Genomic DNA, 25323 nt, shown 5'->3' with positions numbered 1-25323 from the left:
CGGGCTCGCGGATCCGGGCGCTAGTGTCCGCGCGGATCCGGGAGTTGCGCAAGTCCGGCGAGAATCAGGTCGAGCCCCCGGCCGAACGACGCGTCGAGGTCGGGGCCGACACCGGCGCCGAGTTCGTCAGCTGGCGCTGACCGCTTGGCCTCACTGAGAATCTCATCACCCAGGTCGGGATCGGTGAGATCGGGGTCCACGAGCGCGCCGAGCGCGGCGGCCTGGCGGTGCGTTTGCGTGGACTGCGCGTGACCGAAGGTGAAGAGCAAGAGCGTGCGCGCCCCATCGCCCTCAACGAGGCTCGCGAGCCGCTCCTCGACGCGGGAGCGGCCGAGGCGGAACGCGGCGGCGGTTGCGACCACATCGGCGCCGTCGCGGACCGCGAGCATCGCAGCGCGGAGCTCAACGCAGAGCTGACGCGCGGCAACGCCGGCGGCCTCGGGCATCGCCGCGCCAGCGCGGGCCTGCGCGACGCCAACGCCGCGCACAATCTCATCGGCCATGAGCGCGAGCAGGCTCTGCTTGTTGGGCACGTGATGGTACAGCGCGCTCGGCTGCACCTCGAGCTCTGCGGCGACCCGGCGCATAGAGCAGTTTTCGAGACCTTGCGCGTCGAGCACCCGCAGCGCCGCGGCCACGACGTCGGCGAGTGAGTTGCGCATGCGCTCAGCCTAACGCTAACCTGAACACCATTCACCAGAACAGTGTTCAGGTCGACCGTATGTGGGCCGCCGGAAGCAAAGGGAACCGAATGACCACCACACCCCAGAACCCCCCAGCCGCGCCCGCAGACACCCGCACGCGACGCGGCAACCCAGCAACCGACCTCGCACTCATCGCCACCTTCGCCGCGCTCATCGCCGCGTGCGCACTCCTCCCGGCGATCAACATCGGCGGCGCGGTGCCGATCACGCTGCAAACCTTCGGCGTGATGCTCTCCGGCGCCGTGCTCGGCGCCCGCCGCGGTTTCCTCGCGACACTGCTCTACCTCGCGGTCGGCGCGATCGGGCTCCCCGTCTACGCCGGCGGCTCCGCCGGGCTCGCCCCGTTCGCCGGCCCAACGGTCGGCTACCTCGTCGCCTTCCCGCTCGCCGCGGCAGCGACCGGGTTCTTCGTGGAGCGCATCCCGCAGCGCCGCACCGCCGCACGGATCCCGCTCATCGTGCTCTCGGGCCTCGCCGCGAGCTTCCTCTTCATCCACCCGCTCGGGATCCTCGGCATGGCCTGGCGCGCGGACCTCACGCTCGGCCAGGCGCTCATCGCAGATCTGCCGTTCTGGCCGGGCGATCTCGTGAAGAACATCCTGATGGGCATCGTTGCGGCGGCGGTGCACCGCGCGTTCCCGACGCTGCTCCCCACGCGCGCGCAGCGCGTCACCGAGCGCAGCGCGTAGGATCGCCGAGTGATCGAGTTTCGCGCAGCAGCCGTCGTCGCGCCAACACCCGAGGGCGAGACGACGGTGCTCCACCCCACCACGCTGACGCTCACCGAGCGCCGCGTCTCGATCATCGGCGCAAACGGCTCGGGCAAATCAACGCTCGCGCGGCTGATCAACGGGCTCGTTGAGCCCAGCTCCGGCGCGGTCACGCTCACCGCAACGGCCGACGGCACCCCGCTCGACACCCGCGCGCACGGCGCAGCAGTGCGCCGTGCGGTCGGCTTCGTGTTCACCGATCCCGCCGCGCAACTCATCATGCCGACGGTCGCCGAGGACGTTGCCCTCTCACTGCGGCGCCGGATCCGAGCCAAGGCCGAGCGACGCAGCGCCGCCCTCGCGGTGCTCGAGCGTTTCGGCCTCGCCAGCCTCGCCGACCGCAGCGTGCACACGCTCTCCGGCGGGCAGAAACAGCTGCTCGCGATCGCGGCCGTGCTCGCGACGGAGCCGACCGTCGTTGTCGCGGATGAGCCGACCACGCTGCTCGATCTGCGCAACGCGATCCGGATCGGCGAGCTGCTCATGGGCCTGCCGCAGCAGGTCATCGTGGTGACACACGACCTCGAGCTCGCCGCCCGCGCCGACCGCACCCTCGTAGTGGCCGATGGCCGCGTGGTGTTCGACGGCGATCCGGCGCAGGCCATCGCGCACTACCGCGAGCGTGCGGCCGCGGAGCCGAGCGCGTGAGCGCCGTGAACCCGCTCGGCGCATACCTCCCGGGCGACGGCCCCCTCCACCGGCTGCGGCCCGGGGCGAAGCTCCTCGGCCTCATCGCTTTCGCCACGCTCGTCGTGTCGCTGCGGGGCACCGCGAGCACCGCGATCCTGCTCGGCGCGGCGGTGCTGCTCGCCGTCCTCGCCGGCCTGCGCGGGCGCGACTTCTGGCGGGTGGCGCGCGGCTTCGCGCTCATCGCGATCCCGCTCTTCGCTTTCCAGGCCTGGCAGCAGGGCTGGGAGCGCGGCGTCGAGGTGGTGGGCGACCTCTTCGCGATGATCCTTGCGGCGAGCGCCGTGACCGCGAGCACCGCCGTCGACGACATGCTCGACACGCTCACCTGGGCGCTGCAGCGACTGCGCCCGCTCGGGGTGCACCCGGAGCGGGTGGCGTTCGCGTTCTCGCTCGTCATCCGCGCGATCCCGAGCATCATCGAGCTCGCGGGCGAGACGCGCGCGGCGGCACGCGCGCGCGGACTCGAGCGGAGCCCCCGGGCCCGGCTCGTCCCGTTCGTGCTGCGCTCCGTCGCGCACGCGCAGCTCACGGGCGACGCGCTCGTCGCGCGGGGCATCGGCGACGACGATCAGGATCAGCGCACCGCGTAGGCTAGTTCGCATGGCTGAGGCGGAGATCCCTGACGACGTGCACGCTGACTACGTGAACGAGGCGGCGCGCACGGCGCTGCAGGCCCTGCAGGCGACCCCGGACTACGCGCACCTCGCCGGGTTTCTGAACGCGCTGCGCGAGGGATACCTGGTCGTTGACGTCTCGGGCACGCAGACGAAGAAGCGCGGGCCGCGGCTGCGCACGATCCGTTCGACGACCGGGCAGCTCGTCCTGCCGCTGTTCACCTCGATGGCTGAGCTGCGCGCGGTGGTGCCCGCCAGCCGAAGCGCGGAGCTGCAGGGCGCCGTGCTCCCCGCGCGTGAGGCGCTCGCGCTCATCTCATCGGACCGCTTCGCCGCCGCCGAGTTCGACAAGGCGTCGGCCGCGCTCGTGATGCTGCGGAAGTACGTCTCGCTCGCCGCGGGCGAGGAGGAGATCACCGCCGAGTCGCTCGAGGCGATGCGGTAGCGATCCGGCAGCGATCCGGGACGCGCCGCCCACACACGCGAACGGCGGCCCGCTCCTCTTCGGAGCGGGCCGCCGTGGTGCGTGCGCCTGCGCTTAGGCCGACTTCACGGTGAACGCGCGGATGACCTGCACCACGCCCATCACGATCATCGAGATGCCGAGCAGCAGCCACAGCGTGACCGCGCCGAGCATCGGCGAGACCATGAGGGTGATGCCGGCGATGACGCTGATGATGCCGTAGATGATGGTCCACACCTTGTTGTCGCTCTTGCTCGCAACGGTGAAGGCCATCACACCCTCGAACAGCCACAGGATGCCGATCGTGATCGAGAGGAACAGGGCGAGCACCACGGCGGTGCTGCCGATGTTCAGCATCATGATGATGCCGCCGGCGATGTAGAGCACGCCGAGCAGGATGTGGCCGACGCGCGCCCAGCCGCCCAGGGTGCGGCTGAAGATCGACGAGCCGAGGTACACCACGCCGACCACGAGCGCGTACGCGGCCATGATGACGGCGAGCACCTGCATGGCGACCGCGCCCGACTTCGCCGGGTTGAAGATGATGAGCAGGCCGAGCACGAGCGCGATCAGACCGCCAACGCCGAAGGCGGTGCGCACACCGTCGGTGAAGCGGGCCTCGAGCGACGGCTCGGTCGAAGTGGTGGTGTCGGACATAACGGCTCCTCACAGTGATGCCACCCATTCCAGGAAGTGGCTGTGGTTTATCTGTACCGCATCTGGCAGCTTTGCACCAGACCCCGCGCCGCTGACGGATGACACCACCGGGCGGCGCGCAAGACCAGCGATCCCCTAGGCTGAGGGGCATCGCAACGGCGATGCCCGGCGCAGCCCGGGCCTCACGCATCAAGGAGGATCATGAGCACCGGTTCACACGGCGAAGTCCAACTCGAGAACGAGCACTTCCGCGTCACCCAGTGGACGATCAAGCCCGGTGGGGTCATCCCGATGCACCGCCACGATTTCGAGTACGTGGTGATCCCGCTCGTCACGGACACGATGCACGTCACGAACGCCGACGGCAGCGAGATCGTGGCGCAGCTCACCACGGGGCAGAGCTACACGCGGCCGGCCGGCTCCGAGCACCAGGTCGAGAACCGCACGTCCACGAGCGACGTGGTCTTCGTCGAGGTGGAGAAGCTCGCGTGAGCGCGGTGACGGTGCGGCCCATCGCCGCAGACGATCGCGCCGCGTGGGAGACCCTCTACCGGGGCTACCGAGACTTCTACGCGAAGCCGCACGACCCCGCCGTGTTCGAGACCGTGTGGGGCTGGCTGCAGGATCCCGCGCACGAGACGCGCGGCCTCATCGCCGAGCTCGACGGCACGCCGGTGGGGATCGGCCACTTCCGCCGCTTCGCCCGGCCCATCGACGGCGGGAGCGGGCTGTACCTCGATGACCTGTTCACCTCCGCCGAGTCGCGAGGGACGGGCGCCGGCAGTGCGATCCTGCAGCGCCTGGCGGAGATCGCGCGCGACGAGGGCGCCTCGCTGGTGCGCTGGATCACGGCGGAGAGCAACGCGACCGCGCGCAGCATCTACGACCGGCTGGCCACGCAGACCCCCTGGGTCACGTACGACCTCGCGCCGGCGGAGTAGGAGCCCGCCCGCTCAGGCGCTCCGCTGGCCACCCCACTAGCCACCCCGCTGGCCACCCAGTCCCCTCGCATCCCAAGCGATTCGGCGTATCCAAGCCCGCATTCCGAAGCCGGGCTTGGATAGGCCGAATCGCTTGGGAATGCACCCGAGCCCACAATTCTGAGGCTACTCGGCGCCGCGCTCCCCCACCTCATGACCAGGTATGTCAGCTCCCACATGCTGTAGCGCGAGCAACGCGAGCGCAGCCGCCTGATCGGCAAGCACCGCGTCATCGAATACTGCTCGTGGCGAGTGGTTCATTTCAACGGCTTCTGGGGCGGTCCCTGGCGGAGTGGTCCCCAGGAACACGAATGCGCCGGGGACCTCGTTCAAGACGAAGGAGAAATCCTCTGAGGCCATAATGGGCGCCGCAAGGCGCTCGACCCGAGCTTCGCCAAAGGCATCAGCAAGCACCCGAATCGCGCCTTCCGCGGAAGGCTCATCGTTCACCGTGACCGGGTAGACCACCCTGAAGTCCACCTCGGCGGTGCACCCGTGCGCCTCCGCGATCCGAGCAGCCAACAGGGGCAGATCCCGTTGCACCTGCTCCAGCACCGCGGGCGAGAGTGTGCGCACGGTCGCAGCACAGGATGCAGAATCGGGGATGACATTCACGGCGGCGCTGGCGCTCAGCTTCGTGACCGAGATCACCGCAGGGTCCGTCGGTGAGAGCCTCCGCGTCGCGTAACTCTGGAGCGCGAGGATAATCTCGGCAAGCACCGGCACCGGATCAATCGCCTCGTGCGGCCGCGACCCGTGGCCACCCCGCCCGTGCACGATCACCTCGCAGAGGTTCGCGCCGCCCATCAGCGGACCCGGCTTGGTGCTGAATACACCTCGCTCGCCAGGGAGCACGTGAATCCCATACGCCGCGGAGACCCGCCTCCCTGATGCGTCGAGCACACCCTCAGCGATCATGCGCGGCGCGCCGCCACCCGCTTCCTCCCCTGGCTGGAACATGAATACCACGTCGCCGACGAGCTCATCGCGGAGTTCGCTGAGGAGATGCGCCGCCCCGATCAGCCCGGCAACATGGAGATCGTGCCCGCAGGCATGCATCGCGCCGTTGCGTGAGGCATACGCCAGGTCCGTCTCCTCAACAATCGGGAGCGCATCCATGTCGGCGCGGAGCAGTACAGCCTGGGCGGCACACTGCGCACGCTTGCCACCCCGCAGCACCGCGGTGACCGAGCCGAGCGTGTCCCCGAGGACCACCTCGAGGGGAAGGCCGGCAAGCGCCTCGCACACGGCGCGCTGCGTCTCAGGGAGCTCGAATCCGGCCTCCGGGCGGAGATGTAGTTCCCGCCTGATGCGGGTCAACCTCGGACCCAGCAGTGCCGCGCGTTCGAGCAACGGGAGTGTCATCAGGTCCCGCCCTACCGCAACACCTCGGCGACGCGTTCGCGCGCCGGCCCGAGGTCGTAGCCGTTCACGAGCGCCGATTTCATCCGCACCGGATCTCCGAAGAAGAAGTACTCGTACAGGCTCTCCCGGCCGGCAAACCCGGAGATTGAGGAATCAAGCGCCAGTTTGAAGAGTCGCACCCGCCGCTCGGCGTCCACGCGCGCACCCTGCAGGTACCGGTCGAGCTCGTGCCGCTCCTCGGGGTTCGCAAGATCGGCCTCGCTCGGGAGCGCCATCAGACCGGACGCTGAGAACTTCCGAACGATCTCTGGCAGGCGCTGGGCGACGTGCTGCGGGTACCAGTTACGCGCGGCGTTGAGCGTACTCCAGCGCGGCAGGTACACCCCATCCTCGGAGAGCTCACCGTCGGCCTCGGCGGCCCGCAGCAGTGCTCGCTCAATCTCGACGTAGGTGACAAGTTCACCGAGGTCACCCTGAATGTGCTGGAACTGATCGATGCCGATCGCGTCAGCAATCTCAGCGGCGAGGCCGAGATAGAACTCGGTCTTCGCCAGTGTGCGGCACAGGACCTGGTGCGTCATGAGCGCGCCTGCTCCAGTGGCCGTGTACCACTCATTGCGCAGACGCGGGTTGCCCAGCAGGAAGACCCGCTCGTTCGGCACGAAGACATCGTTAAACACGACGAACGCGTCGAGCTCCTCGAACCGACTCGCAAGCGGCTCATTGAGCTCACCCCCGCCACCGTACAGCGGCGTCCGGCAGTAAAACGCCAGCCCTTCGGTATCCGTTGGCACGGCGAAGGCATAGGCGTAGGGCGCATCCTGCGGAGCCCCGCGCAGCACCGTGGACGGGAACACCAGCAGTTCATCTGCGAGCGGCGCATTGGTCGCGAGCATTCTCGCCCCACGCACCACGATGCCGTCCGGGCGCTCCTCGACAATACGGGCAGCGACCCGGGGGTCGTCCTGAACCTGTGTGCCAGCGTCGGCGCGATTGGTCTGCGGCGCAATGAGCGCGTGCGCGGTCAGCAGGTCGTTCTCACGCACGTACTCCGTATAGCGTGCAATCCGCTCTCCGAATACCGGATCCGCCTGCGCGAAGAAGCTCTGTGCCGCCGCGAGCGCGGCGAGCGCACTGTTCATGTAGTCACCGGTGCGCCCCAGGAAGCCCTGCGAGTAGCGTGCGGTCTGCGTCAGCGCCTCGCGACGGCGCGCAAGATCGGCCTCGGATTTCGGCACCAGAAACGACGCGTTCACGCGGTCACCCGTGGTCGGAGATGACGTGGTGAGTGTGTCCTGGAGCTCGGGATCGTGCTGCAGGTCGTACAGCCGCGCGAAGGACTGTGCACCGGGCGCGAGCGCGTGATGCTCAGCGCGTCCAGCTCCGATGCGCTCGCCGTTGAGGTAGATCTGTGCGCTGCGCGCGTTCAGGTGATCGAGATACTGCTGTCCGGTGCGAATACCCATCGCGCACCCTCCTTCGGTTCGTCAGTGTGTGGGCCGGCTGCGGTGCAAAATCCGGGCTAGAACAGGTCCTCGGGACCGCCGCTGAACTCGGGGATGGTGGTGAATTGCCCGCCAACGAATCCCAGCGCGTCGCCCCGGCCGTAGTCGTAGTTGCGCACCTCACCCAGGAAGAGCGTGTGGTCGCCGCCCGGGTACGCTGCCCAGGGCGTGCACTCGAACCAGCTGATGGTGCCACCGAGGCGCGGGGCATGCTCCCCGGCGATCCACACCGGCTCCGCCGACCCGGGGCGCCCAGCGAATTGACTCGCGACCGCCTGCTGCGACGCCTCCAGGATGTTCACCGTGAACGGCTGCCCCTTGAGGTCTTCGTGCGAGCGTGCGGTGAGGCCGATGGAAGCGAGCACAAGGGGTGGATCCATTGAGATCGACGTGAACGAGTTGATCGTGATGCCACGATTTTCACCCTCCGGACCCCGGAATGTGACCACGGCCACTCCCGTCGCGAAACGCCCGAGGCTGCCACGGAAATGGTGCTGCGGTGGGTGGTAGAGCCTGGAGTGCTCCCCAAACGCTGATTCGGTTCTACGGTTCGGCCCCATGGTGTTGTTACCTTTGCGTCGTTGCTTCAGATCTCCCAGAGATCCGCTTTCATATAATTCAATATAATGGTTTATATGAAAGGGCGCAACGCGCTCGCGTGTGACTGGCGCTCAGCGACCGAGCGCGAGCGCAGCCAACGCGGCCGCCTGGTCCGCGAGAATCGCGTCGTCGAACACCACCTCCGGAGAGTGGTTCGGTGCCACGGTCTCAGGATCGAGCTCACGTGGGGTAGCTCGCAAGAAGAGCAGAGTTCCAGGCACCTCACGCAACACGTACGCGAAGTCCTCTGAACCCATGACGGGCGCGGGAGACTCCCAGACGCGTGCATCACCGAACGCCTCGCCGAGCACCCCACGCGCGTACTCGGTACGGTCGGCGTCGTTCACCGTCGCCGGGCACAGCAGTTGCAGCGCCACCTCCGCCTCACAGCCGCGGGCCGCGCACAGCCCCCTGACCAGGTCAGGAAGCGTCGCTTCGACCTGTCGCTGCGCCTCTGCGGAAAGCACACGAATCGTCCCGCCGAGTTCCACCGTGCCAGGGATCACATTGCGAGCGCTGCCAGCTGTGGACAGCTGCGTCACCGAGAGCACCACCGGATCAAACACGCTAAAGGTTCGCGTGACATAGGCCTGGAGCGCCCCGACCAGGTCGGCGGCAACAGGCACCGGGTCCACCGCAAGGTGCGGTGCCGACGCGTGCCCCCCGCGCCCTTGCACGGTCACACTGAATTCGAGCGAGCCGGCCATGATGGGCCCCGGTCGGGTAGAGAACACCCCATACTCTCCGGGAACCACGTGGATCGCGTAGGCTGCACTGGGCGCAGGACTGACCGCCGCAAGCAGCCCTTCATCGAGCATGAGCCGAGCTCCGTCGCCGAGCTCCTCGCCAGGCTGGAACATTAGCACCACCGTTCCCGACAGCTCGGCGCGACGCGACGCGAGCAGGCGCGCGGCACCGACGAGCCCGGCAACATGTAGGTCGTGGCCGCAGGCGTGCATTGCCTCGCCAGCTGCCGCGTACGGGAGACCCGTGCGCTCCCGCATCGGCAATGCGTCCATGTCACCGCGTAACAGCACCGTGTCGCCAGGGAGACCGCCTCGCACAATTCCGATCACAGAGTCGAGAGCAGTCCCACGAATCACCTCGACGCCGGCCGCCGTGAGCGCGGCGATCACGCGCTCCTGGGTGCGCGGCAAACGGAGGCCGAGCTCAGGGTCCCGGTGAATGGCGCGGCGCAGCTCCACAAGTTCGGGCAGCAGCGCATCGGCATCGCGTCGGAGTCGCGCGAGGTCGCGCGGCACAGCGGCAGACGTTACGGTCATTGGTTCAGGCTCCTCAACAGCGCATCGGTCCCGGCGTTCTCGATGCGCGGGATCGCATCGACCAGGGTGCGGGTGTACGGATGTTCCGGCTGCTGCACGAGGCGGTCAGGATCCGCGATCTCGACGATTCGACCCCGCTGCATCACCGCGGTTCGGTCGGCGATGTAGCGCACCGCCGCAAGGTTGTGCGTAATGAACAGCATGGAGATGTCGAGCTCCCGCTGCAGCTCGCGGATGAGGTTGAGCACTGCACCCTGCACCGAAGCGTCGAGCGCCGAGGTGATCTCATCCGCGATGATCAGCCGCGGCCGCGTGGCCAAGCAGCGTGCGATCGCGACGCGCTGACGCATTCCGCCGGACATCTGTCCCGGGTACAGCTCCGCGGTGTTCGCGCGGAGACGCACCAGATCGAGCAGTTCGGCTACCTGCGAGCGACGGGCGGCGCCGTCACTCATTCCGTGAGTCAGCAGGACCTCATCGAGCACTTCACGCACGCTCATCCTCGGGTTGAGTGATGAGTAGGGATCCTGGAAGATCATCTGCACATCGCGTGCGCGCTCCAGGCGATCGACTCCTCTGGTGTCCAGCAGATCGACGCCTCCGAGGGTGACACGACCCGCACTCGCCGGCTGCAGGCCAGCAATCGTGCGCGCAACGGTCGACTTTCCCGACCCAGACTCGCCGACGAGGCCAAGCACCGATCCGCTCGCCAGCTCAAACGACACACCGTCCACGGCGTTGAAGGCCTTCGCCCCGTGGCCGAACGTCACCTCGAGATTCTCTACCACGAGGTCGGAGCTCGCCCGGCCGGCGTCACGCGCGTCGACGACGTTGATGAGCTGTGTCGGCTTGCGCTCCCAACTCGGGTGCGCATCGTCGGCACGCTCGGTGGAAAATGCAGGATCCTCAGGAATCGTGGCAAGTGGAAGCGAGCGGTCCGTGGTGAGGTCCGGCATGCACTCCACCAGCGCGCGCGAGTAGGGGTGCTGCAATCGCTCAGGGTGAGGCAGATCGCGGACGTCAACGTTCTCAACAATCTCACCGCGATACATCACGAGGATCCGGGAGCACAGCTCAGCGAGCACGGCGATATCGTGCGAGATCACGACGGCGGCAGCCCCGGTCTCCTCGCACTTGGCGCGCAGGAGCGCAAGCACTCGCTGCTGCACCGTGACATCGAGCGCTGTGGTGGGCTCATCGGCGATCAGCAGCGAGGGGTGACCAATCTGCGCCATTGCGATCAACGAGCGCTGTCGCATCCCGCCTGAGAACTCGTGCGGGAACTGCTGAGCGCGGCGTTCGGGATCCGGAATGCGCACCTCATCGAGCGCGGCAACTGCGCGACGGTGCGCCTCAGGCCGGCTGGCCTTCTCGTGAACTCGCGGCACCTCAGCGAGCTGGGTGCCGACGCGCAACGCCGGGTTGAGTGCGGTAAGTGAGTCCTGGAAGATCACACCGACCTGGGTGCCGAGCACCTTTCCAGCGTCCTCGGGCGAGAGCTCGCTGAGCTCAACACCATTGAAGCGCAAGCGGGTTGCGGTGACGGCGGCGTTTGCTGGGGCGAGCTGCGCGACCGACATCATAGTGATGCTCTTGCCGCTGCCGGACTCGCCCACCACGCCAACGAGCTCGCCGGGCATAATCGAGAACGAGACGTCCCGGACGGGGCGCACCCAGCCGTCCTCGCCGGGGAACGACACCGAGAGCCCCTCAACCTCGAGCAGCGGGGTTTGGGATCCGTGCCGAGAATCCGGGTTCTCCGCGTCGGCCACGACCCCCAGGCTTCCGCTCTCCTTGCGCCGATCAGCAGCAGCGCTCGGCGCGGGGCCGAGCTTGCGGACCGACAGCATGCGTCCTCTGCCCTGCTGTCGCATATGCGCGGCAAGCGCCTCACCGAACATGCCAAACGACAGCCCAGCGAGAACCACGAGGAGGCCGGGCCCGAGCACCGCGGTGGGCTGGCTATACACCTGAGCGAAGCCCTCGTTGAGCATGCGACCCCAGTCGTACTCTGGCGGCTGGATCCCCACGCCGAGGAAGCTCAGGCTTGAGAGCGCGAGCAGGCCGCCACCGATCGAGATCGTGACGTTGACGATCACCGGCTCCGCGATGTTCGGGAGCACATACCGGAGATACTGCCTGGTTTTCGAAACCCCGAGCATCTTCGCCGCAGCGAGATACTCCGACCCACCGACGCGCGAGGAGAGCGTTTGCGCCAACCGAGCGAAGGAGGGCGTCATGGTCAGTGCGAGCGCGATCACGGAGGTGGTGGGGCCCGCCCCCAACAGGATCACCGTGAGCATTGCAACGAGCAGCACGGGGAACGCGAGCCAAGTGTTGATCACCGCGCTGAACGCCCGCTGAGCACGCGCGCCGAGCACTGCGGGGAGCGCTCCGAGAATGAGCCCCGCCACAGCGCCGCACGCAGTCGCGATGAGCGCCATGACCAGCGAGGTCCGTGTGGCAACGAGGGTGCGCAGCAAAAGGTCACGGCCGAGCCCGTCCGTGCCCAGTGGATGCGCTGCGCTCGGCGGCTGGAAGATCGCGCTCGGATCCGGCTCAGCCGCGACCGAGCCCCAGATCATCGGCGCAAAGATTGCGAGCAGGACGAGCAGCGCCACAACGCTGCCGGACATGACCGCCATGGGCGATCTCCAGAGTGAGTTCCGTCGAAGGGTCATGCGGTTTCCAGAAGAGTTGTGCGCCGGTCGATGAGTGAGAGCACGACATCGACGACGAGATTGACGACCAAAATAACTGTGGCGTACACGATCGCGAGCCCCTGGACAATGCCGTAGTCCTTCGTGACGATCGCCTGCACGAATGCCGTTCCCAGGCCGGGCCAGTTGAACACCTGCTCAACCAGCACGGAGCCGACGATCATGGTCGCGAGCAACGAACCGCCCAACGTGAGGGTCGCAGTGAGCATGTTGGGGAGGGCGTGTCGGAAGTTGATCATCCAGGTCGGAAGGCGCTTCGATCGCGCTGTACGGATGTAGTCCTCGGAGAGCGCGTTCAGCGCTTCCACTCGCGCGATTCTCGAGAGGGAAGCCGCTGAACCCAGCGCGAGTGCCAACACGGGAAGAATGTACGAGGCCGGCTCGGAATTCCCGGCGACCGGAAGCAAGGAGAACGTCACCGAGAACAGCAGCACAAGAAACACGGCGAGCAGATACTCGGGGATCGCAGCAATGACGCCTGTTGTCCCCGTGAAGCTCAGCTCGACTCCGCGGCGCTTCCCACCCTGGGTCAGGAGGCCGATCCAGAGCCCGAGCGGGACTGCAACCACCAGCACCACGACGAATGCGATGCCAGCGAGCTGCAGCGTGGCGGGCAGCCGAAACTCAACAAGCTCGGACACCGAACGGCCCGTGATCAGCGAGGACCCGAGGTCACCGTTCAGCAGCCCGACCAGGTAGTTCCAGAACTGCACGATCAGCGGATCGTTCAATCCAAGCTCCTCGCGACGCGCCTGCACGACGGATTCGTCAACGGTGGCGCCCAGCGCCGAGCGGACCGGGTCGCCTCCAGCAAGCCGAAGCACCAGGAACGCGGCGGTGACGATCACGAAGAGTGACACCACCATGCGCACGGTGCGGCGGAGGAGGAACATCAGCCAGCGGTTGCCGGTGCGACCTCGGGGGGTTCCCGAGGTCGCACCGTTCCCACCCGACTGCAGGGAGAGGGGCTGCGTCGTCATGTGTGAGTTTCTGTGGAGGCGTCGCTACTGCACGACGCGGATGGAGGTCGGTGAGATCGCGTCCTTCGAGTAGGCGAACTCGGCGTTCTTGCCGTAGACCGTCTCAGTGCTGGCGTAGAAGGGCAGTACCTCCACGTCGGAGAAGAGCGAATTCTGTGCTTCCTCCCACGCGCCGCAGCTCTCGTCGCCAGCAAGCTGGCTCGCCTTCGCAACGAGTTCAAAGTACTCGTCGTTCGTGTTGTAGGTCCAGTTGCCCCCGTCCGGCGGGAACTCGCCACCGAGGATACCGGCCCAGTTGCTTGGCAGGCTCGTGAAGATCGGAGCCCAGACCAGGTCCCAATCGCCGCCGCCGAAGATCACGTCGGTGTACGCGGGTGAGGGCGTCGGTACGCCGTCGATACCGGCTTCCTTCAGCTTGACCTGCATCAGCTCGATAGCCGCGGTGACACTCGCGCTCTCATTCACCGGGTAGAGCAGCTTGAGGCTCAGCTTCTTCCCGTCTTTCTCCCGGATCCCGTCGGCGCCGACTGCCCACCCCGCCTCGTCGAGGCTGTCATTCGCGACATCGAGATCGAAGGCGGGAATCGCGGCGGAGCTGTCCATCGCGGTGCACGCTGCGCCGATCTCGGGCACGAGCGTGGTGAGCTGCGAGCCGCGACCAGCCGATGCGACGCCGCCGATCTCCGAACGGTCGAGCGCATTGGCGATCGCGGTGCGCACCGCGAGATCGTGCGTGGGACGCCCCTCGTTCTGGTTGAAGAATACGAGCCCGGGTCGCAGCGGCAGTTCGAGCGTCTGCGCGAAATCGTCCTCGGGAAGGCGATCACGCTCCGCCCCACCAATCGTGGCGAGGTCGAGCTCTCCCGACTGCAGCATGTTGGCGCGAGTCGCGTCGCTCTCAACCACCGAGATCTCCACCTTCGCGGGGAGCCCCGTCGTGTCGCTGGTGACATCGTTCGGGCCCCAGGCGTAGTCCTCGCGGAGCTCAAACGAGTAGCTCTGGCCCGGCGCGACGTCGACCAGCTTGTAGGCCCCCGTGCCGAACTGCTCAGTGTCGAGCTTGCTCGGATCTTCGAGGCCGGCCGCGCAGATGATGGGCATCGCCCCGACGCTCTGCGCCAGGAAGCTGTCGGGCGCCGGATAGGTGAACTTCACGGTTCGCGCGGCGTCGTCAGCCTCGATCTGCACCTCCGGGTGGAAGTAGACACCCGTGTAGGGCGATCCGTTCTCGTTGGCGTACTCGAAGGTCGCCTTGACGTCGCTCGCGGTGAGCTCGCTTCCGTCCTGGCAGAGGACGCCCTCCTTGAGGGTGAAGTTCGCCTCGGTCGTGCTCTCGTCCCACGTTTCGGCGAGGGCGCCGATCGCGGGCTCACCCGGCTGGAAGCTGAGCAGCGACTCATACCCGTAGACGGCGATATCGATGCCAGCGCTCGTTGCGTTGAGTACCGGGTTGATGGCACCGGGGTCCGCACTCACAGCGACCTGAATCGTCGCGCCATCGACGGGGGCACTCTCACCCCCAGCGGTGTTCCCTGATGAGGCACTGCACCCGCTGACCGCGAGTGCAATAATCCCCACCGCACCGACGACTGCGGCGGTGTTTCGCTTCATTGCGTATCCTTTCGTTGGTACCTCGCTTCGCTGCGAGATAAGACTAATTCATTATTATGAATATCAGCTATTTTGTTACCGTCTGGAAACGGAGATTTTTGGGCCCGGTGTTCGCGCAATGCGCCTGCCCCTATCCGAGCGCCGCAGCACCCATCACAGACTTCGTCTCGAGAAACTCCTCAAGTCCGTACGCGCCGCACTCCCGGCCGATTCCTGACTGCTTGACCCCACCGAACGGGGCCCCGACATCGAGCCCCGCCCCGTTGATCCCAATCGTGCCAGTGTGCACCTGAAGCGCGACCTGAAGCGCACGCTGCGGATCCGCCGACCACACTCCCCCGGAGAGGCCGTAGTCGCTGTCATTCGCAAGCGCAATCGCTTCCGCGATCCCGTCGTACGGCGTCACCGCGAGCACCGGACCAAAGACCTCATCCCGGAAGATCCGCATTTCCGGGGTGACATCGCCAAGGATCGTCGGGCGCACCCATGCCTCGGGCACTGATCCAGCCGGCAACTCCCCCGGCACCTCGGCCCCGCCGGCCACCAGCCGCGCACCATCCGCGATCGCGGCACGCACATGCTCGCGTACGCGCTCACCCTGCACCGCGGAGGCCGTTGGCCCCAGTGCGGTGGTTTCGAGTGCCGGATTGCCTGGCACCCATGCCGAGAGCGCACGCGACGCCGCGGCCTCCCACTCAGCCACAAACGCCGAAGGTACGAGCGCGCGCGTCAGGGCCGCACAGGTCTGCCCGGTGTTCGCCATGCACGACGCCACCACAGACTTCGCCGAATCCTCGATCGACGCATCGTCGAGGATAATCGCCGCCGATTTCCCCCCGAGCTCAAGCGACACTCGAGTAAGATTCCGCGCGGCTCCCGCCGCAATCCACTCGCCGACGGCACGTGAGCCGGTAAACGAGACCATGTCGATGTCACGGTGCGCTGCGAGTGGCTCCCCAACGCCGCCACCATCACCGAACACCACGTTCACCGCGCCAGCCGGGAGATCGAGCTCAGCGAGGATCTCCGTGAGGATCGCGGCATTCAGCGGCGAGACCTCGCTCGGTTTGAGGACGAAGGTACAGCCGGCCAGCAGTGCTGCACCCAGCTTCAACACGATCTGATGCAGCGGGAAGTTCCACGGTGTGATCGCTGCGACGACCCCAACGGGCATCGTCACCACGAGAGAGTTCGAGATTGGCGTGCGGGCAGCATGCTGCCGCGCCGCGTCCATGAGTGCCGCGAGATCCGCGAGCGCGACACCCAGCTGGGCGCTCCGCGCAAACGAGATCGGCACGCCAATTTCCGCACAGAGCACTTGCGCCAGGCGCTCCCGCTGCTGACTCATCCCCGCGCTCAACTGCTCGACGATGGCAATCCGCTCCGCCATCGAACGCGCCGACCACAGTGGGAGCGCCCGCCGAGCGGCCGCGACCGCGCGATCAACATCAGCGGCGGATCCTCGCATCGCCCGACCCACCACCTCGCCGGTGGCGGGGTTCTCCACCTCGAGCCATGCGTGTCCCGCGGGATGCGCCCATGCGCCATCGATGTAGTGTCGTGCCTCGTGCATTACGCTCGCCCCTCGGGCTCGACGAGGTGGGAGCCCGGCGTGAGCGGCTGCGGCGTGGGGATCCCCTCGTGGATCAGATGCCACGGTGAAGGGAACTCACCAACCGGCACCTCGATCAGGATCGGTTCGTTCGCGGCCACAGCCGCCACGAGCACGGATTCGAGCTCGGCGGGGGTGTATGCGCGTGCGGAGCGGATCCCGAACGCCGCGGCCAACGTCGCATAATCGGGATTCGTGAGGTCGCTCGCGAAGTATCTCGCGCCGTAGCGGTTCTTCTGGATGCGGCGGACATTGCCGTAGAACCCATCAGTGAACACGATGGCGATCAACCCCAGGTCGTAACGGCGCATGGTGGAGAGTTCCTGCAGAGTCCACGAGAACCCCCCGTCTCCTGACACTGAGATCACCGCTCGATCCGGATCTGCGGCCTTCACACCGAGCGCGGTCGCGAACCCATACCCGAGCGTCCCCTGATACCCAGGCCCGATGTAGGTGCGCGGTGCGTGCGCCTGATAGCACGCGCTCGCCGCGTACCCCACCTGCGTGAACTCACTCACGAACACCCCACTGTCGGGCAGTGCTCGCCTGATCACGTCGAGGTACTCTCGCTGCGGGGCAATGTCGTTCAACTTGCCAGCCAACCATGCGCGGGTCGTTGCGAGCTCCGATTCGCGGCTCGGTCGCGGGGCGTCATGTTGGCCCGCTGGCAGCGCCTCGAGCAGCGCTTCGAGCCCACTCACCGCATCCGCGTGGATGCGCACCTGGGCCTCCCGCGGCCCCGCAAGGTCTGCAGCCTCTGCGTTCAGCAGCACCACACGAGCATCGGCGACATCGACGCGGGTTCCAAAGGTACTCACGAACCGGCTTCCGACCGCGAGCACCAGATCAGCGCGCTCACGCAACTCGCGCAGGGCCAGCGCGTCGAACACCAGGCGATGCCGCGCATCCACCGCACCGCGACCGCCCTCGGTGATGAGCACGGGGGCCTCCAAGCGTTCCGCGAGCGCGATCAGCTGATCGCCTGCGCCGGCAGCGACCACGCCGCCACCCGCGACGATGAGTGGCGACTGTGCTGCCGCAAGGAGCGCGGCGGCCTCCGAGATTGCAGCGGCGTCCGGGAGCACCGGCTCCGGCTCGACGAAGGCCGCGATGTCCGCGTCAGCGAGGGTGGCAAGCACGTCGGGCGGCACCTCAAGCGCCACCGGACGTGGCCGACCGGAGCGCAGCTGTCGAAACGCCTCGGCGACAAGTACGGGAATCTCGGCGGCGCTCGTCGCGGTTCCCGTCCACTTCGTGAGGCGCTCGAGCATTCCGGTCTGGTCCGGGATCTCGTGCAGTGCGCCAAGCCCCTTGCCCATCGCGTGAGAATCGATCTGGCCAGCGATCAAGAGCAGCCGGGAGTTGGTGGCATAGCCGGTCGCCAGACCCGCGAGCGCGTTGAGCACGCCGGGTCCCGGCACGACCATCGCGACGCCGACCTCGCCAGTGCTCCGCGCATACCCGTCGGCCATATAGGTGGTGGCTTGTTCGTTTCGCGCGCAGATGAAGTCGATCTGCTCCGCGCGATCGTAGAGCGCATCGGCAGCCGCATCGAGCTGCACTCCGGGGATGCCGAAAATCTTCGTCACTCCCTGGGCGATCAGCGACTCGGCGAGGAGCTCGCCGCCAGTCATCTCAGTCATCGTGTCCTCTCAAGCGTCATTGCAATGGGTGCGCGCCGCGCCGCGCGCCCCGGATCGGAGCGATCGGCACGGGCGGGGCGTGATCTTGATTAATCATATTGATTATAATGAATCATCGCAAACGGAATTCGTCTCTTCGCCGACCACCTGACCCCCGTCGACCCAGACCGCGACCGCACGCGTGCTCGCGGCAAACGGGTCCCCGGTCCAGAGCACCAGATCGGCGTCTCGGCCCGCATCGAGCCCCCCGACCCGGTCCTCGATGCGCGCAATCTCCGCCGGCACACTCGTCACCGCGGCGAGCGCATCCTCCCAGGCGAGCCCTGCGCGCACCGCAATCCCGGCCTGCAGCGCGAGGTATTGCTGCGGCACCACAGGATGGTCGGTCGTGAGCGCGACGCGCACCCCGGCAGCCACGAGCTTGGCCGCGTTCGCCGGGTCCGCCTCCGCACTCTCCACCTTGCCGCGCGAGCTCAACAACGGCCCAAAAATAACCGGAACGTCACGCTCAGCAAGCTCCACCGCGAGCTTGTGCGCCTCGGTCCCGTGATTCACCACGAGCTGCACGTCGAACTCACTCGCAATCCGGAGGGCGGTGGCGATATCGTCATGGCGATGCACATGCTGGTCCCACATCAGCACCCCTGAAAGCACATCGGCGAGGGCCTCGAGGTCGAGGTCGACGCGGAACCCGTCACCCGCAGCACGCGCAGCTTCACGCCGCCGGGCGTAGTCCTCAGCATCTCGGAGCGCCTGCCGGATCACCTGAGCAATGCCGAGTCTTGTCATAGGCGACTGCGTGCGACTCTCATACGTGCGCTTCGGGTTCTCGCCCAGCGCGGACTTCACGCTCACCTCGCTGCGCACCACACGCCGATCCACGATCTTGTGCCCGGCCGTCTTCAGCGCCACAGTGCGTCCACCGATCGGATTCCCCGACCCAGGCTTCACGACGACGGTCGTCACCCCGCCACGCACCGCATCCTCAAAGGCGACGTCCTCGGTGTTCACCGCGTCGAGCACCCGTACCCCGGCAACATTGGGTCGGCTGAGCTCTGACGCGTCCGCACCAGCCCAGCCAACGCCGTCCTCGTGTGCACCGATATGGCTGTGCGCATCGACCAGGCCGGGGGTGACCCACATGCCAGATGCGTCGATACGATCCACCCCCTCCGGCACCTGATCCGCCGGGCCAACCCATTCGATTCGCGACCCCTCGATCACCACCGCACCGGGATCGTGGATCTCACCGAGGCCGGTCACCACCCGACCGCCAACCAGCGCCCAGCGAGACGCTCGCGCGGGTGCCACGCCCCCCGCGGTCACGCGGCGCCCCCGGCAATGAACGCACGCAGATCCGCGCCCAGCCGCGTCGCTTCGGTGCGGTCGCTGTACATCATGTGCCCCGCCTCGTACGTACAGAACGTGACACGATCCCGCGGCAGCGCGTTCTGCTCGAGCAGATTGTGCGCAGCCCCCACAGTGGTGAGCGAGTCGTAGTGCCCCGTGCCAATGAATAGCCGCGCGTCGCGGTTACTGCGCAACCAGGCGCGGAGGTTCGCGCCGTAGTCAAACACCGCAAACGGCGACGGCGACGGGCTCCCACCAAACGTTTCAAGCGAGCGCCGCTCCTGGTAGTCCCACCGCTCGTGCACCCCGGGCGCAGCAAGCAGATAGGGGATGTCACTCCGGACGCCGAGACCCTCACTCAGATGACGCTGAATGAGCGCAGTGTACGCCGGATCGAGGTACGCGCCAGTGGGCTCCAGCTCCGGCTCGGGAAACCCAGGGTCCGGCTGCGGGAGCGTGTACCGCGCATCGGTGAGGCCGAGCGTGCGCCCGGGGAGCAGCGCGCGCCGAAACTCCTCCTTGTTGATACGCAGTCGTCGCGCACGCACCTCCGCCTCCGAAAGGCCGACGAATCCCGACAGTTCGCCGGCGATGCGCGCCTCGGTCTCGGCATCGAGAAGGTCACCCTGCAGCAGGGCAGGCGCATAACTCGTGATCGCCCACCGATGGGCGCGCTCAGCGAGCTCGGCAACCGTGAGCCCCGCGTGCGCGCCCTTGCCGTGGTACCGCGCCGTCACCGCAAGAAAGGGGACCGCCGCGACGTAGCCGATCACATTGCCAGGGCGCTGCGTTGTTTCCTGCGCATTGACCGCCTGCCCCAGCAGTGCGATCCCAGAGACGGCAATTGCATGGTCACCAGCAAGGAATCGGGTGGCAAGCAGCGAGGCCCGGACGGTGCCGTAGCTCTCACCAACGAGGTACACCTCGTCACCCACCCGATCGTGCCGCCGAAGCCAAGCGGCGATGAGCTCCCCCACGTGGGCGGCGTCGGCCTCAGCCCCGTCGACCGCGGCCGAGACGAGCTCCGGCGCGGCACCCGCCTCCACGCGACCGAGACCGGTGCGAACAGGGTCAATGAACACGAGGTCAGCCGCGGCCAGCAGGCTCCCAGCGTTCTCCTCGAGCGCGTACGGTGGCATCATGCCCTCGTCTGGCGCATCGGGGAGCGCTACCCGGAAGGGGCCGACACCACCGAGGTGCAGCCACACGGAGGAGACACCCGGCCCGCCGTTGAAGACAAACGCGATGGGCCGCCTCAGTTCGCTCTCCAGCGCATAGGCGATGGTGTGTGCAGTGCCAATCACGGAGCCATCCGGGGCCGTGACAGCAAAGCGGTCCACCGTTCCGGTAAACACGCCCCCCGTCGGTCCGTTCGCCGCCTCCGTCGCGGTAAACCGCTGTGGATCCGACTGCCACTCGATCATCTTCGACCTCGCTTCGATTTCGCTCAATTGGTTATAATCAATTTATCGAATTTGTTGATCAGCGTCGACCCCGACCTCCAGAACTCCCAAGGAGCCCCAAATGTCCCAGCTTCGAGTGCGCGAAGATCTCGCCTCCGCCCCCGCTTACCGCCAAGGGAAGTCCGTCGCCACCGCCGCCGCAGGCGCCCCCGTCTACAAGGTCTCCTCGAACGAGAATCCGTACGCGCCGCTCCCCTCAGTGCAAACGGCGATCGCCGAGCTCGCCGCGGGGGTGAACCGCTACCCCGACTCCGCGGGCACCGCGCTGGTCTCCGCGTTGGCCGCACGGCACAACGTGTCGCCCGAGGCGATCGTGCTCGGCAGCGGCTCGATCGAGATCGTTTCGCAGCTGATTCGGGCCACCGCCGGGCCAGGGGACGAAGTGCTCTTCGCTTGGCGATCGTTCGAGGCGTACCCCATGCTCGTTCGTGCGGCCGGCGCCGAGCCGGTGCTTGTCCCGCTCGACGAGGAGCACCGCCACGACCTCGACGCAATGATCGACGCGATCACCGATCGCACTCGCCTCATCCTCGTCTGCAACCCCAATAACCCGACCGGCACCACGGTCAGTGCCGCAGACCTCGACCGGTTCCTCGACCGTGTACCCGGGCACATCACGGTGGTGATCGACGAGGCATACCAGCACTTCAATCAGCAGCAGGACATGCCGGTCGGCGTCGAGCTTTTCCGGCAGCGCCCCAATGTCGCCGTCGCACACACCTTCTCAAAGGCGTACGGGCTCGCCGGCCTCCGCGTCGGCTACGCGATCGCTCCCCCCGCACTCGCGAGCGCGATGCGAGCCGTCGCCATTCCGTTCGGCGTGACCGCTTTCGCGCAGGCCGCGGCCGTGCGCTCGCTCGAAGTCGAGGCCGAGCTTCAGGAACGCGTCGATGCACTCATTGCTGAGCGCGAGCGCGTCATCGCGGGGCTCGCGGCTGCGGGGGTTCGGCTCCCGGAGAGCCAGACCAACTTCCTTTGGTTCCCACTCGGAGCGCGCACGACCGAGGCGGCCGCGGCACTCGAGCAGGCGGGCCTGATTGTGCGACCGTTTGCTGGCGAGGGGCTTCGCGCCACGATTGCCGAGACCGAAGCCAACGACCAGCTCATCGCGGCAGCTCTGCACCTCGCCTAGTCAGTTTGGGCCGGGCGGGCCGCACCCGCCCGGCTCGAAACCGACTCGTGTCTATCGCCGGACACTGCGAAGCTCGACCTCAGCGACCGCCCGGCGGCCCGCCGCGATCAATCGGTCCGACTCGTCCGCGCTCAGCGTGACGAGCATCACGCACGCCGGCCCATACCGCTCGGGCAAGGCAACGGGGAACGCGACGGCCCACGCGCCCGCGAGCGCCTGCTCCGCGCTCGTTGCGTACCCCCGATCACGCACCTCGTCCCCGTCAGCCTGAGGAGCTCGCATGCTCTCGATCGCGAGACGTGGCGCAATCGGCCCTGCGCTGAAGCGATGTCCCACCGGAGTTGCCACATGGATATCCGCACCCTCGGGCACCGCGGTTGCCGCTGCGACCAGCCCGTCACCCGACTCAATGACGAGAACAGCTCCCGCACCAGCCTCCGTGGCTGCCCGCTGCAGCGGCTCGGAGACAAGTTCCTCAAGCGTGTGCGCGAGTGGGCGAGCAAGCTCCAGAATCCCACCGCCAAGCACATAGCGGCCACGTGCGTCACGGTGCACAAGGTCGCGATCCATCAGACTGCCCACGATCCGATAGAGCGGGGGACGCTGCGTCCCAAGCTCGCGCGCGAGTTCCGTAATCAACCACCCGTCCTCGCGCTCGGCAAGCAAATGGAGCAGCTCAACCGCGCGCGACACCGTCGTTGACCGCTGCTCCGACGCGCCGGTCATGGGTTCGCGAGCACCGTCTGGTGGTCACGCACCGCGGCGAGCGCGGCCTCCAGATCCCGCTCGGCGATCGCGTTAACAAGCCGCCGGTGCACCTCGAAGCGCTCCTCCGAGGTGGGGGAGAAACCCGGAGCCTGAGGGAGACCGTCAAGGTTTGTGAGGATGAAGTCCACCACGTTCGTGTACACCACGCTCAAGATCTTGTTCGGCGAGATCTGCGCAATGCGCTTATGCAGTCGCCAGTTCAGCGGCTGCGCGAGCTCTGAATTCGACCAGACCTGCGCAAGCTCTGCGATAATCGCCTGCAACTCCGCAACGTCCTGTTCGGTGCGGTGGAGCACCGCATCGGAGAGCACGACCTGATCGAGCGAGTCAGTGATCCGGAGGCACTCGTCGACCGTCGCATCTCCGGCACGCAGCTGTATGAGCTCGTGACCAAGGCGCATGATCGGAGACTGCTCGGCGAGGAAGATCCCCCCGCCCGGGCCTGGCTTCACCGAGATCACTCCGCGATTGCGCAGCACACGGATCGCCTCGCCCAGTGTGGCTGGCGCAACGCTAAACCGCTCAAGCAGCTCGCGCTTGGTGCCAATAAAGTGCCCGGGCCGCAGCTCGTCCTCGCGGATCTCCCGTTCGAGCATCTCGACGAGGGTGTCCGCGAGCGCCGGCGCCGCAGGCACACCGCCACCCATGGGGCTTCTGCTCACGGTATCTGTGGTCACGCTCACTGCTTTCGTTGATGATCTGCTTTACGCTACCCGATCTACGTCAAGAACAGGTACCGGGATGAATTGACCACGCAGGGCCAGGCCCGCAGGAGTCAGCCGCGGTGTCCGCCTGGCACTGCCGCACGGTAGAACTGCGTCAGCTCGGCGCGCATCCGCTCGATGGCGCGCTCATCGACAAAGGTCATGTGCCCCGACTCGAACCACGAGAACGACAGGTTTTCTCGAACGCTCGGCGCGAGAAACATACGTGCGACGTCGTTCTCCGCGTGGAAAAAGGGCGTTGCGAGATCGTAGATCCCACCCATCACCAGCACGCGGAGCCCCTCATTCCGCCGCATCGCCGCGGCGAGGTCGTAGCCGAGGTCTGGCACGAGGAGCGGCGCTGGAATGCCTGGCGCGCGATGCGACCAATCCCAGGCTCCACTCACCTGCATGTTATTGAGCGGAAGGTAGGGCAGCTCAGGGACGAAACCAATATCCTGTGCCAGATGATCGCGATACGCGGCGAGGTGTGCGCTGTTGACCGCAGCGGTGGCCGCATCATCAGTGGCTGGGTCGTGCTGCCCCGTGCCGATCACATAGCCATTGTCCGCGGAGAAGCGGGAATCGAAGCGTCCCACTTTGCGTTCCTGGTCGCGCAGCAGCGCCTCACGGAACCACTCCATCTCGGGTCGGAGCCGCTGTCGCTTCAGCTCGGCCGCATCAATGCCAATGAATGCCGAGAGTCGCTCAGCGTGTGACTGCAGTGCGTCTGGCGAGAGCCGATCGCCGGCGAGCAGCGCCCCGGCGTAGTCCCCGAGCGCGTATTCTCGCGCCGCGGCAAGGAAGGCAGCATCGTCGAGATCCGCGTGTCCGGCTCTGTCGTGGAACCGTGCCGTCGCAGCATAGCTGGGCAGAAGGTTGACGTAGAAGTGATCGCCCGCCTCAAACCCGGTGCTGCGGTTCAGCACGGTTGACAGCAGCACCACACCATTGAAGTCGATGCCCTGGTTCTGCAGGCGATGCACGAGACCTGCGGCGCGCGTGGTGCCGTAGGATTCGCCGAACAGGAAGCGGGGACGATTCCAGCTTCCGGTCTTCGTGAGGTAGCGGATCACCGCTCGTGCGAACAGATCGATGTCCGCATCAACCCCCCACCCACGCGCTGGATCCACGCCAGGCACAAAGCGCGAGTACCCAGTCCCCACCGCGTCGATGAATACCAGGTCAGACTCGGGCAGGAGCGTGTGCGGGTTATCACCCCATGCGTAGGGCGCCGGAGGCGTAGCCGCTGGGGTGCGGGTCGGAGCACGGCGCGGCCCGAAACCTCCGATGTTGAGCCAGAGGCTTGCAGACCCGGGACCACCGTTGAAAAGGAACGTGATCGGGCGGTGTGGGTCGCGCGGTTCACTCTCGTACGCGGTATAGAACATGCTCGCGATTGCGGCGCCATCGTTCTCGCGCACGACGAGCGTACCTGCGGTCGAGCGATACTCGAAGCCGCCCTGGTGTGTGGAGCTGGCCCGCGTCTCGCTCTCCTGCGGGCCGCCGAGATGCTGATCCGCCGGCGCCGCTCCCGCCCCATCTGCCGCACCCGCGCCCGCACGCGGTGCGTTCTCTTGTCTTCCGACCGTCTCCGCCGTGCTCATCGTCGATACTCCTTCGTGGCAGCTCCTGACTGCCGATGCGAGCGCCATCTGCGCCGCCTTCAGGAACAACTATATTCAATTGATTAATTTTGCGCACGCTTC

Annotated in this window: 23 protein-coding genes and 1 pseudogene; 7 read left to right on the top strand and 17 right to left on the bottom strand. The window is 67.0% G+C overall.

Translation table 11 applies throughout. From position 1 onward, the window contains the following. Positions 1-20: 20 nt before the first annotated feature. Positions 21-662 carry a TetR/AcrR family transcriptional regulator gene (locus EGM46_RS10290; RefSeq protein WP_125100064.1) on the bottom strand — a complete coding sequence of 214 codons (642 nt, stop codon included), beginning with the start codon at positions 660-662 and terminating at the stop codon, positions 21-23. Positions 663-751: 89 nt separating this feature from the next. Here EGM46_RS10290 and EGM46_RS10285 point away from each other — a divergent pair, with 89 nt between their 5' ends. From EGM46_RS10285 to EGM46_RS10270, 4 genes are read left to right on the top strand one after another with little or no spacing between them, the layout of a single operon-like run. Continuing rightward, entirely contained in the window at positions 752-1393 is a 642-nt protein-coding gene (locus EGM46_RS10285; RefSeq protein WP_125100063.1) for a biotin transporter BioY, read from the top strand. Positions 1394-1402: 9 nt separating this feature from the next. Next, positions 1403-2122, top strand: coding sequence for an energy-coupling factor ABC transporter ATP-binding protein (locus EGM46_RS10280; protein ID WP_125100062.1), 720 nt, complete (start codon positions 1403-1405; stop codon positions 2120-2122). Beyond that, positions 2119-2754: an energy-coupling factor transporter transmembrane component T family protein gene (locus EGM46_RS10275; protein WP_125100061.1), complete on the top strand. Its 636-nt coding sequence runs from the start codon at positions 2119-2121 to the stop codon at positions 2752-2754. Before EGM46_RS10280 ends, EGM46_RS10275 begins: the two co-directional genes overlap by 4 nt. A 10-nt stretch (positions 2755-2764) precedes the next feature. Further along, entirely contained in the window at positions 2765-3223 is a 459-nt protein-coding gene (locus EGM46_RS10270) for an SseB family protein (RefSeq protein WP_125100060.1), read from the top strand. Positions 3224-3316: 93 nt separating this feature from the next. Here EGM46_RS10270 and EGM46_RS10265 read toward each other — a convergent pair whose 3' ends face one another. Beyond that, entirely contained in the window at positions 3317-3898 is a 582-nt protein-coding gene (locus tag EGM46_RS10265; RefSeq protein ID WP_125100059.1) for an HdeD family acid-resistance protein, read from the bottom strand. A 201-nt stretch (positions 3899-4099) separates the two neighbouring features. Here EGM46_RS10265 and EGM46_RS10260 point away from each other — a divergent pair, with 201 nt between their 5' ends. Continuing rightward, positions 4100-4390 carry a cupin domain-containing protein gene (locus EGM46_RS10260; RefSeq protein WP_125100058.1) on the top strand — a complete coding sequence of 97 codons (291 nt, stop codon included), beginning with the start codon at positions 4100-4102 and terminating at the stop codon, positions 4388-4390. Next, positions 4387-4839 (top strand): GNAT family N-acetyltransferase, encoded by a 453-nt coding sequence (locus EGM46_RS10255; RefSeq protein ID WP_125100057.1) that lies wholly within the window; start codon positions 4387-4389, stop codon positions 4837-4839. The genes EGM46_RS10260 and EGM46_RS10255 overlap by 4 nt, the downstream gene beginning before the upstream one ends. Before the next feature lie 165 nt (positions 4840-5004). Here the strand turns inward: EGM46_RS10255 and EGM46_RS10250 are convergent, their stop codons facing one another. The 11 genes from EGM46_RS10250 to EGM46_RS10200 form a co-directional block, all read right to left on the bottom strand. Then, the gene (locus EGM46_RS10250; protein WP_346773389.1) at positions 5005-6231 is read right to left on the bottom strand and encodes a M20 metallopeptidase family protein; all 1227 of its coding nucleotides are present in this window, start codon (positions 6229-6231) and stop codon (positions 5005-5007) included. Between the two features lie 23 nt (positions 6232-6254). Next, positions 6255-7709, bottom strand: coding sequence for a 4-hydroxyphenylacetate 3-monooxygenase, oxygenase component (gene hpaB, locus EGM46_RS10245; RefSeq protein ID WP_125100055.1), 1455 nt, complete (start codon positions 7707-7709; stop codon positions 6255-6257). Between the two features lie 56 nt (positions 7710-7765). Beyond that, a complete protein-coding gene (locus EGM46_RS10240) occupies positions 7766-8308 on the bottom strand; it encodes a flavin reductase family protein (RefSeq protein ID WP_125100054.1) in 543 nt (180 codons plus the stop codon). 111 nt (positions 8309-8419) lie between these two features. Continuing rightward, positions 8420-9631 (bottom strand): M20 metallopeptidase family protein, encoded by a 1212-nt coding sequence (locus EGM46_RS10235; RefSeq protein WP_125100053.1) that lies wholly within the window; start codon positions 9629-9631, stop codon positions 8420-8422. Beyond that, on the bottom strand, positions 9628-12312 hold the full coding sequence (locus EGM46_RS10230) for a dipeptide ABC transporter ATP-binding protein (protein ID WP_125100052.1): 2685 nt from the start codon (positions 12310-12312) through the stop codon (positions 9628-9630). The genes EGM46_RS10235 and EGM46_RS10230 overlap by 4 nt, the downstream gene beginning before the upstream one ends. Continuing rightward, complete coding sequence (locus tag EGM46_RS10225; protein WP_125100051.1) at positions 12309-13331, bottom strand: ABC transporter permease; 1023 nt, start codon at positions 13329-13331, stop codon at positions 12309-12311. Before EGM46_RS10225 ends, EGM46_RS10230 begins: the two co-directional genes overlap by 4 nt. Positions 13332-13355: 24 nt before the next feature. Then, entirely contained in the window at positions 13356-14942 is a 1587-nt protein-coding gene (locus tag EGM46_RS10220) for an ABC transporter substrate-binding protein (protein WP_125100050.1), read from the bottom strand. Between the two features lie 130 nt (positions 14943-15072). Next, on the bottom strand, positions 15073-16515 hold the full coding sequence (locus EGM46_RS10215; protein ID WP_125100049.1) for an aldehyde dehydrogenase family protein: 1443 nt from the start codon (positions 16513-16515) through the stop codon (positions 15073-15075). Then, on the bottom strand, positions 16515-18197 hold the full coding sequence (locus EGM46_RS10210) for a thiamine pyrophosphate-dependent enzyme (protein ID WP_206427553.1): 1683 nt from the start codon (positions 18195-18197) through the stop codon (positions 16515-16517). The genes EGM46_RS10215 and EGM46_RS10210 overlap by 1 nt, the downstream gene beginning before the upstream one ends. A 102-nt stretch (positions 18198-18299) precedes the next feature. Continuing rightward, on the bottom strand, positions 18300-19424 hold the full coding sequence (locus tag EGM46_RS10205) for an amidohydrolase family protein (protein WP_241156290.1): 1125 nt from the start codon (positions 19422-19424) through the stop codon (positions 18300-18302). A 95-nt stretch (positions 19425-19519) separates the two neighbouring features. Then, the gene (locus tag EGM46_RS10200; RefSeq protein WP_125100048.1) at positions 19520-20998 is read right to left on the bottom strand and encodes a S10 family serine carboxypeptidase-like protein; all 1479 of its coding nucleotides are present in this window, start codon (positions 20996-20998) and stop codon (positions 19520-19522) included. Between the two features lie 73 nt (positions 20999-21071). Between EGM46_RS10200 and hisC the strand changes: the two genes are divergently transcribed. Next, positions 21072-22142: a histidinol-phosphate transaminase gene (gene hisC / locus EGM46_RS10195; protein ID WP_125100047.1), complete on the top strand. Its 1071-nt coding sequence runs from the start codon at positions 21072-21074 to the stop codon at positions 22140-22142. Positions 22143-22193: 51 nt separating this feature from the next. Here hisC and EGM46_RS15005 read toward each other — a convergent pair whose 3' ends face one another. The 4 genes and pseudogenes from EGM46_RS15005 to EGM46_RS10180 form a co-directional block, all read right to left on the bottom strand. After that, a complete protein-coding gene (locus EGM46_RS15005; protein WP_241156289.1) occupies positions 22194-22424 on the bottom strand; it encodes a hypothetical protein in 231 nt (76 codons plus the stop codon). Positions 22425-22745: 321 nt separating this feature from the next. After that, positions 22746-22868: pseudogene (locus tag EGM46_RS15200) on the bottom strand (helix-turn-helix domain-containing protein); the annotation flags it as partial. Next, complete coding sequence (locus EGM46_RS10185) at positions 22865-23587, bottom strand: FadR/GntR family transcriptional regulator (protein WP_125100045.1); 723 nt, start codon at positions 23585-23587, stop codon at positions 22865-22867. The pseudogene EGM46_RS15200 and the gene EGM46_RS10185, both read right to left, overlap by 4 nt. Before the next feature lie 98 nt (positions 23588-23685). Beyond that, complete coding sequence (locus EGM46_RS10180) at positions 23686-25221, bottom strand: S10 family peptidase (RefSeq protein WP_164512862.1); 1536 nt, start codon at positions 25219-25221, stop codon at positions 23686-23688. Between the last annotated feature and the right edge of the window lie 102 nt (positions 25222-25323).

The sequence above is a fragment of the Leucobacter chromiireducens genome (genome assembly GCF_003917135.1).
Classification (GTDB): Bacteria; Actinomycetota; Actinomycetes; order Actinomycetales; family Microbacteriaceae; genus Leucobacter; species Leucobacter chromiireducens_A.
This window is presented reverse-complemented; position numbering and strand designations above follow the sequence as displayed.

What these genes read in the sequence shown, in the direction of transcription:
- EGM46_RS10290 (WP_125100064.1), bottom strand. Translation starts at nt 662, where the DNA reads ATGCGCAACTCACTCGCCGACGTCGTGGCCGCGGCGCTGCGGGTGCTC.
- EGM46_RS10285 (WP_125100063.1), top strand. Translation starts at nt 752, where the DNA reads ATGACCACCACACCCCAGAACCCCCCAGCCGCGCCCGCAGACACCCGC.
- EGM46_RS10270 (WP_125100060.1), top strand. Translation starts at nt 2,765, where the DNA reads ATGGCTGAGGCGGAGATCCCTGACGACGTGCACGCTGACTACGTGAAC.
- EGM46_RS10265 (WP_125100059.1), bottom strand. Translation starts at nt 3,898, where the DNA reads ATGTCCGACACCACCACTTCGACCGAGCCGTCGCTCGAGGCCCGCTTC.
- EGM46_RS10260 (WP_125100058.1), top strand. Translation starts at nt 4,100, where the DNA reads ATGAGCACCGGTTCACACGGCGAAGTCCAACTCGAGAACGAGCACTTC.
- hpaB (WP_125100055.1), bottom strand. Translation starts at nt 7,709, where the DNA reads ATGGGTATTCGCACCGGACAGCAGTATCTCGATCACCTGAACGCGCGC.
- EGM46_RS10240 (WP_125100054.1), bottom strand. Translation starts at nt 8,308, where the DNA reads ATGGGGCCGAACCGTAGAACCGAATCAGCGTTTGGGGAGCACTCCAGG.
- EGM46_RS10235 (WP_125100053.1), bottom strand. Translation starts at nt 9,631, where the DNA reads ATGACCGTAACGTCTGCCGCTGTGCCGCGCGACCTCGCGCGACTCCGA.
- EGM46_RS10230 (WP_125100052.1), bottom strand. Translation starts at nt 12,312, where the DNA reads ATGACCCTTCGACGGAACTCACTCTGGAGATCGCCCATGGCGGTCATG.
- EGM46_RS10225 (WP_125100051.1), bottom strand. Translation starts at nt 13,331, where the DNA reads ATGACGACGCAGCCCCTCTCCCTGCAGTCGGGTGGGAACGGTGCGACC.
- EGM46_RS10220 (WP_125100050.1), bottom strand. Translation starts at nt 14,942, where the DNA reads ATGAAGCGAAACACCGCCGCAGTCGTCGGTGCGGTGGGGATTATTGCA.
- EGM46_RS10215 (WP_125100049.1), bottom strand. Translation starts at nt 16,515, where the DNA reads ATGCACGAGGCACGACACTACATCGATGGCGCATGGGCGCATCCCGCG.
- EGM46_RS10210 (WP_206427553.1), bottom strand. Translation starts at nt 18,197, where the DNA reads ATGACTGAGATGACTGGCGGCGAGCTCCTCGCCGAGTCGCTGATCGCC.
- hisC (WP_125100047.1), top strand. Translation starts at nt 21,072, where the DNA reads ATGTCCCAGCTTCGAGTGCGCGAAGATCTCGCCTCCGCCCCCGCTTAC.
- EGM46_RS15005 (WP_241156289.1), bottom strand. Translation starts at nt 22,424, where the DNA reads ATGCGAGCTCCTCAGGCTGACGGGGACGAGGTGCGTGATCGGGGGTAC.
- EGM46_RS10180 (WP_164512862.1), bottom strand. Translation starts at nt 25,221, where the DNA reads ATGAGCACGGCGGAGACGGTCGGAAGACAAGAGAACGCACCGCGTGCG.